Annotated in this window: 13 protein-coding genes and 1 pseudogene; 10 read left to right on the forward strand and 4 right to left on the reverse strand. The window is 64.3% G+C overall.

Annotation, left to right across the window (positions count from 1 at the left end; all coding sequences use genetic code 11):
* Positions 1–22 precede the first annotated feature (22 nt).
* From argH to EOA16_RS20320, 6 genes are all read left to right on the forward strand, one after another.
* Positions 23–1,423, forward strand: coding sequence for an argininosuccinate lyase (gene argH / locus EOA16_RS20295; protein WP_127259866.1), 1,401 nt, complete (start codon positions 23–25; stop codon positions 1,421–1,423).
* A gap of 118 nt (positions 1,424–1,541) precedes the next feature.
* Complete coding sequence (locus EOA16_RS20300; RefSeq protein WP_013529409.1) at positions 1,542–1,748, forward strand: lipoprotein; 207 nt, start codon at positions 1,542–1,544, stop codon at positions 1,746–1,748.
* A 64-nt stretch (positions 1,749–1,812) separates the two neighbouring features.
* Positions 1,813–3,081 carry a diaminopimelate decarboxylase gene (gene lysA / locus EOA16_RS20305; protein ID WP_127259867.1) on the forward strand — a complete coding sequence of 423 codons (1,269 nt, stop codon included), beginning with the start codon at positions 1,813–1,815 and terminating at the stop codon, positions 3,079–3,081.
* 40 nt (positions 3,082–3,121) lie between these two features.
* Positions 3,122–4,063 carry a threonine/serine dehydratase gene (locus tag EOA16_RS20310; protein WP_127259868.1) on the forward strand — a complete coding sequence of 314 codons (942 nt, stop codon included), beginning with the start codon at positions 3,122–3,124 and terminating at the stop codon, positions 4,061–4,063.
* Positions 4,064–4,302: 239 nt separating this feature from the next.
* Positions 4,303–6,888 (forward strand): TIGR02302 family protein, encoded by a 2,586-nt coding sequence (locus EOA16_RS20315; protein WP_127259869.1) that lies wholly within the window; start codon positions 4,303–4,305, stop codon positions 6,886–6,888.
* 112 nt (positions 6,889–7,000) lie between these two features.
* Positions 7,001–7,372, forward strand: coding sequence for a glyoxalase superfamily protein (locus EOA16_RS20320; RefSeq protein WP_127259870.1), 372 nt, complete (start codon positions 7,001–7,003; stop codon positions 7,370–7,372).
* Here EOA16_RS20320 and EOA16_RS20325 read toward each other — a convergent pair.
* On the reverse strand, positions 7,351–8,232 hold the full coding sequence (locus EOA16_RS20325; protein WP_127259871.1) for a LysR family transcriptional regulator: 882 nt from the start codon (positions 8,230–8,232) through the stop codon (positions 7,351–7,353). The two genes, EOA16_RS20320 and EOA16_RS20325, sit on opposite strands and share 22 nt — an antisense overlap.
* Before the next feature lie 222 nt (positions 8,233–8,454).
* Between EOA16_RS20325 and EOA16_RS20330 the strand changes: the two genes are divergently transcribed.
* Entirely contained in the window at positions 8,455–9,402 is a 948-nt protein-coding gene (locus EOA16_RS20330) for a DMT family transporter (protein WP_164754340.1), read from the forward strand.
* On the opposite strand, the gene EOA16_RS20335 is transcribed toward EOA16_RS20330, so the two are convergent.
* From EOA16_RS20335 to EOA16_RS20345, 3 genes are all read right to left on the reverse strand, one after another.
* Positions 9,403–9,774: a response regulator gene (locus tag EOA16_RS20335; protein ID WP_164754337.1), complete on the reverse strand. Its 372-nt coding sequence runs from the start codon at positions 9,772–9,774 to the stop codon at positions 9,403–9,405.
* 74 nt (positions 9,775–9,848) lie between these two features.
* Positions 9,849–10,391, reverse strand: coding sequence for a hypoxanthine phosphoribosyltransferase (gene hpt / locus EOA16_RS20340; protein ID WP_056583612.1), 543 nt, complete (start codon positions 10,389–10,391; stop codon positions 9,849–9,851).
* A gap of 23 nt (positions 10,392–10,414) precedes the next feature.
* Positions 10,415–11,059, reverse strand: coding sequence for a hypothetical protein (locus EOA16_RS20345; RefSeq protein WP_127259874.1), 645 nt, complete (start codon positions 11,057–11,059; stop codon positions 10,415–10,417).
* A 192-nt stretch (positions 11,060–11,251) separates the two neighbouring features.
* Here EOA16_RS20345 and ftsE point away from each other — a divergent pair, with 192 nt between their 5' ends.
* The 3 genes and pseudogenes from ftsE to EOA16_RS20360 all read left to right on the forward strand — a co-directional run.
* Positions 11,252–11,911, forward strand: a complete 660-nt coding sequence (gene ftsE, locus EOA16_RS20350) for a cell division ATP-binding protein FtsE (RefSeq protein WP_010911739.1) — start codon at positions 11,252–11,254, stop codon at positions 11,909–11,911.
* Positions 11,904–12,899, forward strand: coding sequence for an ABC transporter permease (locus EOA16_RS20355; RefSeq protein ID WP_127259875.1), 996 nt, complete (start codon positions 11,904–11,906; stop codon positions 12,897–12,899). Before ftsE ends, EOA16_RS20355 begins: the two co-directional genes overlap by 8 nt.
* A 131-nt stretch (positions 12,900–13,030) precedes the next feature.
* Positions 13,031–13,233: pseudogene (locus tag EOA16_RS20360) on the forward strand (YdcF family protein); the annotation flags it as partial.

The following is a 13,233-nucleotide window of genomic DNA, read 5'->3' on the forward strand; positions in this document are numbered from 1 at the left end:
CTCCGAAGCACGGGTTATAGCCATGAGCGACAAGAAGACCAGCAACCAGATGTGGGGCGGACGTTTTGCCTCGGGTCCGGCCGCGATCATGGAAGCGATCAACGCGTCTATCTCCTTCGACCGCAAACTCTATGCGCAGGACATCAAAGGCTCGATCGCCCATAGCGAGATGCTGGCGCAAACGGGCATTATTTCGGCGGCCGATCAAGAAAAAATCGCTCACGGGCTGAACACGATCCTGAAAGAGATCGAGGCCGGCAGCTTCGAGTTCTCGACGCGGCTCGAAGACATCCACATGAACATCGAGGCGCGCCTCGCCGATCTGATCGGCCCGGCGGCCGGCCGCCTGCACACCGCACGCTCGCGCAACGATCAGGTCGCGGTCGATCTGAGGCTGTGGGTCAAGGACGAGTGCTTTCGCGTCGCCGAGGCGTTGAAGGGGTTGATCGAGGCGCTGCTGGAGCGGGCCGAGGAGCATGCGGCGACGGTGATGCCGGGCTTCACCCATATGCAGGCGGCCCAGCCTGTGACCTTCGGCCATCATTGCATGGCTTATGTCGAGATGTTTTCGCGCGACCTGTCGCGCGCGCGCGATGCGATCGAACGGATGGATGAAAGCCCGCTCGGTGCCGCGGCCCTCGCCGGCACCAGCTTCCCGATCGACCGTCACCGGACCGCCAAGGCGCTCGGCTTCCGTGAGCCGATGCGCAATTCGCTCGACAGCGTCTCGGATCGCGATTTCGCGCTCGAGTTCCTCGCTCTTGCCGCGATCTGCGCCACGCATCTGTCGCGGCTGGCCGAGGAGATCATCATCTGGTCGACGCCGCAGTTCGGCTTCGTCAGGCTGTCGGACTCGTTTTCCACCGGCTCCTCGATCATGCCGCAGAAGAAGAACCCCGACGCCGCCGAACTGGTGCGCGGCAAGACCGGCCGCGTCACCGGCCATCTTGTCGGCCTGCTGACGGTGATGAAGGGCATGCCTTTGACCTATGGCAAGGACATGCAGGAAGACAAGGAATCGGTATTCGATGCCGCCGAGACGCTCGACCTGATGCTGGCGGCGATGACCGGCATGGTCTCGGACATGACGATCAACGCAGCCGCGATGAAGAAGGCCGCCGGCTCCGGCCACGCGACAGCGACCGACCTTGCCGACTGGCTGGTGCGCACGCTCGGCCTGCCGTTCCGCGAGGCGCATCATGTCACCGGCCGCGCGGTGGCGCTGGCCGAAGACAAGAAGGTGGGGCTGGAGAAGCTTTCCCTGGAGGATTTGCAGTCGATCGATCCCGGCATCACGGCCGACATATTTTCGGTGCTGGCGGTGCAGAACTCGGTCAAGAGCCGCACCAGTTTCGGCGGCACGGCGCCGTCGGAAGTGAGGAAGCAGATCCGCGCCTGGAAAAAACGACTGGCGAAAGCGTAATGCTGCTTGTTGCGCCAGCAATATCCCAGATATCGCGACGAGCAATATCTCGGGGTGCAATGCGCCGAGAACTCGGCTAAAAGCGGCGGCTGACAAAACGTTTCGGACGGATGGATCGATGACCGGAAGCAGGATTTTGGTGACGCTGACGCTGCTGGTGGCGATCGCGGCCGTCTCGGCCTGCGGCAGGAGGGGCGGTCTCGACACGCCCTATGAGGCGGCCGTGCAGGCGCGCAAGGATGCCTCGAAGGCCCACCAGCCCGTGCCGCCGGAGCCGGAAAAACCGGTCAAGGACAAGAAATTCATCCTCGACCCGCTGATCTAGAGCCGACAAGAGCGGGGCCTTCCAACCCGATCCCATCGCGCCCCAACTTTCCGGAACCACTCCCGTGAACCATTTCGACTACCGCGACGGCGTGCTCCATGCCGAGGACGTGGCGATACCAGATATCGCCGCACAGATCGGCACGCCGTTCTATTGCTATTCGACGGCCACCCTGACCAGGCACTACCGGGTGTTTGCGCAGGCCTTTGCCGGGCTCGACGCGCTGGTCTGCTACGCCATGAAGGCCAATTCCAACCAGGCCGTCCTGCGGACGCTGGCGAAGCTCGGCGCCGGCGCCGACGTGGTTTCGGAAGGTGAATTGCGCCGGGCGTTGGCCGCCGGCATTCCGGCAGGCAAGATCCTGTTTTCCGGCGTTGGAAAGACCGCGCGCGAAATGGACTTCGCCCTTGCCGCCGGCATCCTTTGCTTCAACGTCGAATCCGAGCCTGAACTCGAGCTGTTGTCGGCGCGAGCCGTGGCGCTTGGCAAGGTGGCGCCGATCTCGCTGCGCATCAATCCCGACGTCGACGCCAGGACCCACAAGAAGATCTCCACCGGCAAGGCCGAGAACAAGTTCGGTATCCCGTGGCAGAAGGCGCGTCAGGTTTATGCCCGCGCGGCAAAGCTTCCCGGCATCAGGATCACCGGCATCGACACCCATATCGGCAGCCAGATCACCGAGCTGCAGCCCTTCGACGATGCCTTCGCATTGCTTGTCGATCTGGTCGGCGCGCTACGGGCCGATGGCCATGCCATCGAGCATATCGATGTCGGTGGCGGGCTCGGCATTCCCTACCGCATCGACAACAACCCGCCGCCGCTGCCGGACGCCTATGCCCAGATCGTCAGGAAGCATGTCACCAAGCTCGGGCTGAAGGTGATGTTCGAGCCGGGCCGGCTGATATCAGGCAATGCCGGCATCCTTGTCTCGGAAGTGATCTTCGTGAAGGAAGGCGACGCCAAGAATTTCCTCGTCGTCGACGCCGCCATGAACGATCTCATCCGGCCGACGCTCTACGATGCCTTCCACGACATCCGTCCGGTCGTGCAGCCGCCGGCCGACACGCCGCGCATGATGGTCGACGTGGTCGGCCCGGTCTGCGAGACCGGCGATTATATCGGCCTGGACCGCGATCTGCCCAGGCTGAAGGCCGGCGATATGATTGCCGTCTCCACCGCCGGCGCCTATGGCGCGGTGCAGGCCGGTACCTACAACACCCGCCTGCTGGTGCCGGAGGTGCTGGTTGACGGCGACCGGTTCCACGTCGTGCGCCCACGCCTGACCTATGACGACCTGATCGGGCTGGATTCCGTCCCCGACTGGCTTGCATAGAAGCGCCGGAAACACACCTACCCGTCACAGGGAGCAAATCATGACGAACGGCATCACCGTCACACGCGAGCGCATTGCAGCGATGGAACCGCGCATCCGCCCCTATATCAGGCACACGCCGGTGCTGCGCGTCGACATGGCCGACTTCGACCGCGCGCCGCTGGCGGTCGACCTGAAGCTCGAATGCCTGCAGCATTCCGGCTCGTTCAAGGCGCGCGGCGCCTTCACCAATCTGCTGGAGCGGCCGGTTCCCGAGGCCGGTGTCGTGGCGGCATCGGGCGGCAACCATGGCGCGGCCGTCGCCTATGCCGCCATGCGGCTCGGCCACAAGGCGACCATCTTCGTTCCCGAAGTGAGCCCGCCGGCCAAGCTGGAGCGGATCCGCTCCTATGGCGCCGAGCTGATCGTCGGCGGTGCCCGCTATGCCGAGGCGCTGGCGGCCAGCGAACGGTTCGCCGAGGAGACCGGCGCCTTGCAGATCCATGCCTTCAACCAGGAGGAAACGCTCGTCGGCCAAGGCACCCTTGGGCTCGAAATCGAGGCCGATTTGCCTCGGATCGACACGCTGCTGGTCGCTGTCGGGGGCGGCGGCCTGATCGGCGGCATCGCTGCCTGGTTCGCCGGCCGCATCCGGGTCATCGCCGTCGAGCCGGAAGGGGCGCCGACGCTGCATCGCGCCTTCGAGGCCGGACACCCGGTCGACGCTCCGGCCGAGGGCATTGCCGCCGACTCGCTGGCGCCAAAGCGTGTCGGCGAAATGATGTTCCCGATCGCCGAGGCCTATGTCGAACGCTCGATCCTGGTCAGCGACGACGACATCATTGCCGCGCAGAAGGCGCTGTGGGACCGGGCCCGCATCATCTCCGAGCCGGGTGGTGCCGCCGCCTTTGCCGCGGTCCTGTCCGGCCGCTATGCACCGGTGGCGGGCGAACGGGTCGCCGTGCTGGTCTGCGGGGCGAATGCGGACCCCGCTACCTTTTAAAGGACCCACTACCTTCTGAAGGGTATGCAGGATGGAACTATAACGGCCCACTTCACGTTTTTCCGAACTGCCTCGCCTTTGCCGTGTTTGCTGGTATTCTTTGAGTCGTGAGGCGTCGGGCTATCCTGCCCGCTCCACAGCATGATCCCGAAAGTGAAATCCCTTCGGAACCAGTTCATGCTCAAAGGGATAGGGCCGCATCCCGGTTTTCGGAATGCAATAGGCTCAAGGAAGGGCCGATGACGCAACGACCCACCTTCAACAGCGATCGCGGCCTCGCCGGGCGCCTGGCCTTGAGCCGGCTGGCGACGCGGGTCTCGATGATGGTCGAGCGCGGCTGGCCGTTGCTGCTTCCGCTCGTCATTGTCGCCAGCCTGTTCCTCAGCATCTCCTGGCTCGGGCTGCTCTCCCGGCTGCCGGATATGGCGCGCATCGGCCTGGTCGCTGCTTTTGCCATAGCGGCACTGGCCGCGCTCTATCCGCTGCGCTTCTTCCGCCTGCCGGGCGCCGGCGAAATCGACCGCCGCATCGAGGCCGCCAATCAATTGCTGCACAGCCCGGTGCTGGTGCAGACCGACCGGCCTAGCGGCAGGGAAAGCAGCTTCTCGCAGGCGCTGTGGCGCGAACACCAGAAGCGCATGGCTGGGAAGCTCGACAACCTTGGCGCCGACCTGCCGCGCACGCGCGTGCCGGAGCGCGACCCCTGGGGGCTGCGCGCGGTGGCTGCCCTTTTGCTCGTTACCGCCTTCGCCTTCTCCTTCGGGCCGACGGGCGGCAGGATCAGCGACGGCTTCAATGCCCATGGCGCGCGCGATATCGTGCCGCCGCGCATCGATGCATGGGTAACGCCACCGGCCTATACCGGCAAGCCGCCGATCTTCCTGACCGCCGACGCCAACCAGGCGACCCCGACCTTTACAGTTCCCGAAGGCAGTGACGTTTCGCTGCGCGTGACGGGCGGCTCAGGCGAGGAAATGCTCGGCTATGCCGACAAGAATGGCAACGCCCGCGCCATCGACCCGGCCGGGCCGCAGGCCGTCAGGCCGGCGACAAGCCCGGCGACGCCGTCCAAGGTGCGCCAGTTCACCAGCAAGCTGACCGGCGACGGCACGCTGACGCTGACGTCGGGCGAGGACCAGCTCGGCCGCTGGGCCTTCGCGGTCATATCGGACAAGCCGCCGCAGATCCGGTTCGTCGGCGAGCCCAAGCGCGCCGCCAACGGCGCCTTCGAACTCAACTACCAGATCGACGACGACTATGGCGCCGCCACCGCCAAGGCGGTGTTCGCGCTCGCCGATCCGCAGGCGCCGAATGCGCGTCCGCTGTACGGTGCACCTGAAATGCCGCTGACGCTGCCGCGCCGCGGCAGCAAGTCGAACGCCGCCAGGACCTCTAAGGACCTGACCGAGCATGTCTGGGCCGGCAGCAGCATCAAGCTGACGCTGGTTGCCACCGACGATGCCGGACACACCGCATCGAGCGAAACCAAGACGCTGCTGATGCCGGAGCGGCCTTTCGCCAATCCGCTGGCACGCGCCGTGATCGAACAGCGCCGCCTGCTGGCGCTCGACGCCAACGCCAAGCCGCGCGTGCTCGACCTGATGGACGCCATCACGCTGCGGCCGGAAGACACGTTCGACAACATGTCCCACTACCTCGCCATCATGAGCGCCCGCACCCGGCTGAAGATGGCCGAGAGCGACGATCAATTGCGCAGCGAGGTCTCCTATCTCTGGGAAATCGCGCTCGGCATCGAGGAAGGCAATCTTTCGGCCGCCGAAAAGCGGCTGCGCCAGGCGCAACAGGCACTGCAGGACGCCATCAAGAATGGCGCCAGCGACGCTGAAATCGAAAAGGCAATGAAGGAACTGCGCGAGGCGATGAACCAGTTCCTGCAGGAATTCGCGGAGCGCGCCAAGCAGAATCCCAACGCCCCGCAGATGCAGCAGAATGGCCAGGAACTGCGCCAGAGCGACATCGATCGCATGATGGACCAGATCGAGAACCTGGCGAAGTCCGGTGATCGCGACAAGGCCCAGCAATTGCTGTCGCAACTGCAGGACATGATGAACAATCTGCAAGCCGGTCGTCAGCAGCCAGGCGGCCAGCAGGACAGCGAGATGCGCCAGCAGATGGACAAGCTGGGCGAGATCCTGCGGCGCCAGCAGGAGATGATGAACGACACCTTCCGCATGGACCAGATGCAGCGCGGCGAGCGCCAGCGCGGACAGAACCGTGATGAGCAGCTCGGCGAAGGCGGCCAGGATGAGGGCAGACCCGGCGTCGGCGATGATCGCGATCCGCTCGCCCGGCAAAAGCCGATGACACCCCAGGAATTCGCCGATGCGCTGAAGCAGCTGCAGCAGGGCCAGGGCCAGCTGCAAAGCGACCTCGATCAGCTGAAAAAGGGCCTCGAAGGCATGGGCATGGAGCCCAATGAAGGATTTGGCGAGGCCGGCAAGTCCATGGGCAATGCCGAACAGGCACTCGGCGAGGGCGAAGGCGATGCGGCCGTCGGCCATCAGGGCCGGGCGCTGGAAGCGCTGCGCAAGGGCGCCAAGGACATGATGAAGCAGATGCAGGCCATGCAGGGCGACCAGGGCGGCGGCGAGGAAGGCGGCCGCCAGCAGAACGCCGATCGTGATCCGCTCGGCCGGCCACGCGCCAGCACGGGTCCCGACTTCGGCGATTCGGTGAAGGTGCCCGACGAGATCGACGTGCAGCGCGCCCGCCAGATTCTGGAAGCGATCCGCAAACGGCTCGGCAATGCGCTGAGCCCCGACATCGAACGCAGCTATCTGGAACGGCTGCTCGAGCTGAAATAGAGCAATTCCAGGAAAAGTGTGAAGCGGTTTTCCGTCCGGAATTGCGATAAAACAAAGGATCGCCGCCCCGCCTCCACCCGGCCCGAAAACCCTCTCGAACGGTTGCACCACCATGCCCAGACTTGGCGCCGTCACGCCCATCTTGCGCATATTCGACATTGCCAAGGCGCGTGAATTCTACGTCGACTTCCTTGGCTTCGAGGTGCAGTGGGAGCATCGCTTCGACGACAACGCGCCGCTCTACATGGCGGTCGGCCGCGACGGCTGCGTGCTGCATCTCAGCGAACATCACGGCGACGGTTCACCTGGCATTGCCGTGCGGATCAAGGTCGAGGATATCGCCTCACTGCATCGCGAACTGATCGGCAAAAAATACCGCTTCGCCAGGCCGGGCCTGGAAGAGACGCCTTGGAAGACCCGCGAGGTATCGGTCGCCGATCCGTTCGGCAACAGGCTGCATTTCTACGAGGATGCCGCCGGCTGATTCAGCCTGTTCACGAACGCTTCGCGGATTGCCTCCTGCATGCCGTCGATCGCCTCGCCTGACGTATTCGGGTTGCGGTGCATCACCACATTCGAGGAATCGATGGCGCCGAACCCGTCCGCGGTCGTCAGTTCACGACAGCCGTCAGGAATATTGCTGCGCGAAATCGGCGCAATCGCCAGTCCCGAGGTGACGGCGAGCTTGAGGCCGCCGGTGGTGTCGCTGGTATAGGCGACACGATAGGCAAGATCGCGTTGCTCCAACGATTTGATGGCGAAGTCCTTGCACCAGCCGGCCCGGTTGTAGAGCGCGATCGGCACCGGCTGTTCCTCATGCATGTGGTGCAGGGTCGACGTCACCCACACGGTCGGATCGTGCATCAGCACTTCGCCGCCGGCAGGATCCTGCCATTCGAACACCACGCACAGATCGAGTTCGCCGGCGGCAAGCGCGGTTATCTGCGCCCCGGAATGCGCATAGCGCACGGTGACCTCGACCTGTGTGTGGCGCTTCGAAAAGGCGCCGAGCGCGCGCGACAGGATAGCGTGGCCATATTCCTCCGGAATGCCGATGCGCACCGGCCCGCCAAGCGGCGCTGCCGCCATCGATGCCGACGTCTCGTCGAGCAGCGAGACGATGCGGCGGGCGTTGACGATGAGTTCGCCGCCGCGCCGCGTCAAGGCGACGCCGCGCGAACCGCGCTGGAACAGGCTGGCGCCGATCAGTTCTTCGAGCTTCTTCATCTGCATCGACACCGCCGACTGGGTGCGGCCGGCCTGCTCTGCCGCCTTGGTGAAATTGCCGGTCTCGGCAATCGCCACGAAGGTGCGCAGGAGGTCGCTGTCGAGGGTCGGTCGCATGAAAGCCGCCATAAGGAAATTTGATCGCTGCTATCATTCCAATTCGTTTGCAACATGTCAAACGCAGGATGATAGTGGCCACACCCATTGGATATGCGACTGCGAAATCAGCCGCGGACCAATCAAGAGTCCTCACTCGTGCCCGCTGCCCGAAACGGTGGCGGGTTCTTTTTACCCCGCAGGCGGCAGCTTCGGATCGTACGCGCAGGAGCCTGGATGCAGATGCAGAATCGGATGGTGGGCGGCATCCTGAGCCTGTGCCTCGGCGTGCTGATCTTTTCGCTGCAGGATCCGCTCGTCAAAGCCGTGTCGAGCGGTTATCCAGTGACCGAGGTGATGGCGATCCGCTCGATCGTCGCTCTGCCGATCCTGATCGTTCTGGTCCATGCCGATGTCGGCTTGCGGGCGATCCTGTCGAAGCGATTCGGCATGCTGACGGTGCGTGCCTTCATCCAGTTCACCTCCTATACGATGTACTACCTGGCCATCGCTGCCTTGCCGCTAGCCGATGCGGTGGCGCTTTATTTCATGGCGCCGCTGTTCATCATGGTGCTGGCCGGGCCGTACCTTGGCGAGCGCGTCTCCTGGCAGACACTGGCAACCGTGCTGATCGGCTTGTTCGGCGTCCTCGTGATGCTGCGCCCGGGCGCCGGGCTCTTCGACTGGGCGGCGCTGCTGTCGCTGGGCTCGGCGGCGCTCTATGGTTTTTCGCAGCTGATGGCCCGCAAGATCGGCGATACCGAATCGTCGACCGTCATGGCCTTCTATCAGAACGGCGCCTACCTGGTCGGCGCCGCCGTGGTGGCCGGCGCGTTTCACCTTGCCGGCATCACCCACGCGGCCCACCCCAGCCTGGAATTCCTGGTGCGGTCCTGGCTGTGGCCGACGCTGCCAGATTTTCTCAAGATGGCGGCCTGCGGTTTCGTCGCTTCCGCCGGCATGATCCTGCTGTCGCAGGCCTACCGGATGGCGCCGGCCAACCGCGTTGCCACCTTCGAATACACCGGCATCCTGTGGTCGCCGCTGTGGGGTTTCCTGTTCTTCGCCGAAGTACCGCGGTCGACGACCGTCATCGGGGCCGCCTTGATCATCGGCGCTGGCCTGCTGGCGCTCAACACCGAACGGCGCAGGAGCGCTCCACCGGTGCTCACTGCCGCCGACCCGGCCTGATCAGGCGAAGCAGATCAGCGCCCGCTCGACACGCGAGCGGATTTCGGCCAGCGTGAAGGGCTTCTGCACGACATCGAGGATGATGCCGTTCAACTCCTCGGCGCGCTCGCGCTGGTCGGCATAGCCGGTCATCAGCACGATCTTCATCGCCGGAAACAGCGCTGCCGCCGCGATCGCCATCTCGATGCCGTCCATCTCCGGCATGCGGATGTCGGAGACGACGAGATCGTAGCCACCACGCGCGGCCTGGATCAGCGAAAGCCCTTGCGCGCCGTCCGCCGCGATATCGATTGTGTGGCCGGCGCGTTCAAGCGCGCGGGCCGCCAGGGTGCGGACGGACTCATCATCCTCGACGATCAGAAGCTTTGCCATGGCCGGCATATTTGGCCGCGAAAAGTTGACTTTTCCTGAAGGCGCGCAGCGTCAACAAACCTTTTTGAAGTCGCTCAGACATCCCCTTTGACGACGCCGACAAACGGCAGTTCGCGAAAAGCGTGGGCAACGTCCATGCCGTAGCCGACGACGAAATAGTCGGGGCAGTCGAAGCCGACATAGTCGGCATTGAGCGCGGTCTGGCGGCGCATGCGCTTGTCGAGCAGCACGGCGATGGAACAGCTCTTGGCGCCCCGCGACAGCATCAGGTCGCGGGTAAAGCTCAGCGTCTTGCCCGATTCGAGAATGTCGTCGATCAACAGCACGTCGCGGCCGGCGACCTCATTGTCGATGTCGCGCAGCACCCTCACCTCGCCACTGGTGGTGCCGGCGCCGTAGCTGGAGATGAAGATGAACTCGACCTCGGGCGACAGGCCGACATCGTGCATGGCGCGGATGAGATCGGCGGCGAAGATGAACGAGCCCTTCAGCACCGAAATCACCAACAGATCGTGATAGTCGTGGCCGGCGATCTCCTTGGCGAGCTCAAGATTGCGCCGCGCGATGGCCGATGCCGAAAACAGGACTTCGATGTCCTTGCCGCGTACGATTGGCATTGCTGGTCTTCCCCGGTGATCGCCTATTGGGCGAAAGTGACCAAAACGGTCCTTACGCCGTTCTTAGGCACGTCGAGCCGGCTGGCAAAGCCGAATCTTTCGCCGGACGCCAGCGCGCGGCCGGATGTCCCCAACGTATAGCGGGTTGTGCTTCCGTCATTGCCGGTCACCCGGATTTCGAGCGGCGGCAGCTGCACCGGTTTCGCCCCGTCATTGGCGGCCTCGCCATCGACGAACAGCGCGGGGTTCGGTCCGGAAGCGTCAATGCGTGACGTGACACCTGATATGCTGAGCGCCGACGCCTGCGCGCCGGACAGGAACGGCGCCTGGCGCAACAGCGCGTGCCCGCCGGAAACCCAGAAGGCAGCCAGCGCGGCGCCGATGCCGGCGATCCAGAAGATCGGCCCGCCGCGCGAGGCTGGCGGCCGTTCCGCCGGGGCCTCGGGCTTGCGCAACATGTCCATGCCCTCGATGGGCGGTGTGACGATCGCGCGCGGCAGCGGCGAAACACTTTCCACGGCAGGGACGAGACGCGGCATCACCAAATAGTCGGCATCGACGATGTCGGCAGCCGAACCACGCATGAACCGGTCCGTAGCGGCAATTGCCGCCGGATCGGCCATGATTTCGCCGGAAACCGGGCGCGCGGTTCGATCGTCAGCCATCATGGCCCCAGCATTGCAGCACGTGTTCGCTTTTCGTTTCTTTTGCGTAAACACAAATGGTTAACGCTTCCCCACCGGAGCCCTCGTGACGAGCCTAAAGAGTCCAGGAATTAACCGCCGGTTAACCATGCCGGCCGATGGTCCTTACCCAGAACAGGCCGGCTCGCTGCCGTGCCGAATTTCAGGTCGCCGAAATTGATTCGTTTCGAAAATGTCGGCCTCCGCTATGGCATGGGTCCGGAAATCCTCCGCGACATCTCCCTGCACATCCCGGAGCGCTCCTTCCAGTTCCTCAGCGGGCCTTCGGGCGCCGGCAAGACGACCTTGCTGCGCCTGTTGTTCATGTCGCTGAAACCGACGCGCGGGCTGATCACCATCTTCGGCAAGGATCGCTCACGCATTTCGCGCACCGAGCTGCCGCATCTCAGACGTCGCATCGGCGTGGTCTTCCAAGACTTTCGCCTGCTCGACCACATGACCACCTACGAGAACGTCGCGCTGCCGCTGCGCGTGCGCGGGCGCGAGGAGGCGAGCTACCGCACCGATGTCACCGAGCTGTTGAAGTGGGTCGGGCTGGGCGAGCGCATGCATGTGCTGCCGCCGGTTCTGTCCGGCGGCGAGAAGCAGCGCGCGGCGATCGCTCGGGCGCTGATCGAGCAGCCGGAAATTCTGCTCGCCGACGAACCGACCGGCAATGTCGATCCGCCGCTGGCGCGACGCCTGCTGCGGCTGTTCATCGAGCTCAACCGTCTCGGCACCGCAGTGGTGATCGCCACCCACGATCTTGGCCTGATGGAACAGGTCGACGCGCGCCGCATGATCCTGGCCGGCGGAAGGCTGGACATCTATGACTGAACTGTCCGCCGAACATTTTGTGGAACGGGAGCAGGACGCCGAGGCGACCGAGGCAAAGCCGCGCGCCCAGCGCAGGATGGCGCCAATCGTGCCGGCGCAGAACATCGCCGGCCGGGCACTGGTACTGGTCATCGCCATCATGACCTTCCTGTCCTGCCTGACTTTCGGCGCGGTGACGCTGGTGCGCGACACAGCGTCCGTCTGGGAGAACCAGATTTCGCGCGAGGCGACCATCCAGATCAAGCCGGTCGACGGCCTCGACATGGAAGCAGCCCTTACCCAGGCCTCCCAGATCGCCGGCGAATTCCCCGGCGTCAAGGCGACCCGGATCATCGATCGCGAAGCGACCGCGCGGCTCCTTGAGCCCTGGCTGGGCTCGGGCCTCAACATCGACGAATTGCCGGTCCCGCGCCTGATCATCGTCACCATCGACGAGAACAGCCCGCCCGATTTCGCCGCCATACGCGCCGCGATCACCCCGAAACTGCCGAGCGCATCGCTCGACGATCACCGCACCTGGGTCGACCGGCTGGGGGCCATGGCCCGCACCACGGTGACCATCGGCATCGCCGTGCTGGCGCTGATGCTGTCGGCGACGGTGCTGACCGTGGTGTTCGCGACGCGGGGCGCCATGGCCGGCAACGGCCACATCATCGAGGTCCTGCATTTCGTCGGCGCCGAAGCACGCTTCATCGCGCGCGAATTCCGCCGGCATTTCCTGGTCACCGGCATGAAGGGAGCGGCGGCCGGCGGTGCCGCCGCAGTGCTCGTGTTCATCGTCTTTTCCTGGTGGTCGTCGCGCAATATGGCGACGCCGCAGGCTGATCAGGCGACCGCCCTGTTCGGCAATTTCGCCATCGGTTCGGCAGGCTATCTCGGTGTCGTGTTGATGGTGCTGGTGATCGGGGGACTGACGGCGGCAACCTCGCACGCCACCGTCGTCGCCTATCTCAGCGACATCGATGTCCGCCAACCGGATGCAGGCTAATTCATGTCCCCCAAAGTAGGAACCGGCTTGGGACAACGACATGGATAAAACAGGGTGATCACGGATGGAGAATTCACGTAACGCAAAGTGCGTCTTTTACCTACCCAAAGCCGCATTTCAGGATTAACTATATGGCGATGGACGCGCGGGATTCGACCGGTACGGCTGGGCAGATGCCAGTGGTGGTTGCCCGTTCGCATGACCGCCGCACTGTGAGCCGTCTAAGAGCCGCCTTGCGCCTGTCCGCTCTCTCCGTCCTCATCCTCGCAACTTTGTTTACCGGCGGTTTCGGTTGGTTCGCCAAAAAAGGCAGTCAACCCAACACCCCCGCCCA

The sequence above is a fragment of the Mesorhizobium sp. M7A.F.Ca.US.008.03.1.1 genome, assembly GCF_003997495.1.
In the GTDB taxonomy this organism is placed as follows: domain Bacteria; phylum Pseudomonadota; class Alphaproteobacteria; order Rhizobiales; family Rhizobiaceae; genus Mesorhizobium.

What these genes read in the sequence shown, in the direction of transcription:
- argH (WP_127259866.1), top strand. Translation starts at nt 23, where the DNA reads ATGAGCGACAAGAAGACCAGCAACCAGATGTGGGGCGGACGTTTTGCC.
- EOA16_RS20300 (WP_013529409.1), top strand. Translation starts at nt 1,542, where the DNA reads ATGACCGGAAGCAGGATTTTGGTGACGCTGACGCTGCTGGTGGCGATC.
- EOA16_RS20310 (WP_127259868.1), top strand. Translation starts at nt 3,122, where the DNA reads ATGACGAACGGCATCACCGTCACACGCGAGCGCATTGCAGCGATGGAA.
- EOA16_RS20315 (WP_127259869.1), top strand. Translation starts at nt 4,303, where the DNA reads ATGACGCAACGACCCACCTTCAACAGCGATCGCGGCCTCGCCGGGCGC.
- EOA16_RS20320 (WP_127259870.1), top strand. Translation starts at nt 7,001, where the DNA reads ATGCCCAGACTTGGCGCCGTCACGCCCATCTTGCGCATATTCGACATT.
- EOA16_RS20325 (WP_127259871.1), bottom strand. Translation starts at nt 8,232, where the DNA reads ATGCGACCGACCCTCGACAGCGACCTCCTGCGCACCTTCGTGGCGATT.
- EOA16_RS20330 (WP_164754340.1), top strand. Translation starts at nt 8,455, where the DNA reads ATGCAGAATCGGATGGTGGGCGGCATCCTGAGCCTGTGCCTCGGCGTG.
- EOA16_RS20335 (WP_164754337.1), bottom strand. Translation starts at nt 9,774, where the DNA reads ATGGCAAAGCTTCTGATCGTCGAGGATGATGAGTCCGTCCGCACCCTG.
- hpt (WP_056583612.1), bottom strand. Translation starts at nt 10,391, where the DNA reads ATGCCAATCGTACGCGGCAAGGACATCGAAGTCCTGTTTTCGGCATCG.
- EOA16_RS20345 (WP_127259874.1), bottom strand. Translation starts at nt 11,059, where the DNA reads ATGATGGCTGACGATCGAACCGCGCGCCCGGTTTCCGGCGAAATCATG.
- EOA16_RS20355 (WP_127259875.1), top strand. Translation starts at nt 11,904, where the DNA reads ATGACTGAACTGTCCGCCGAACATTTTGTGGAACGGGAGCAGGACGCC.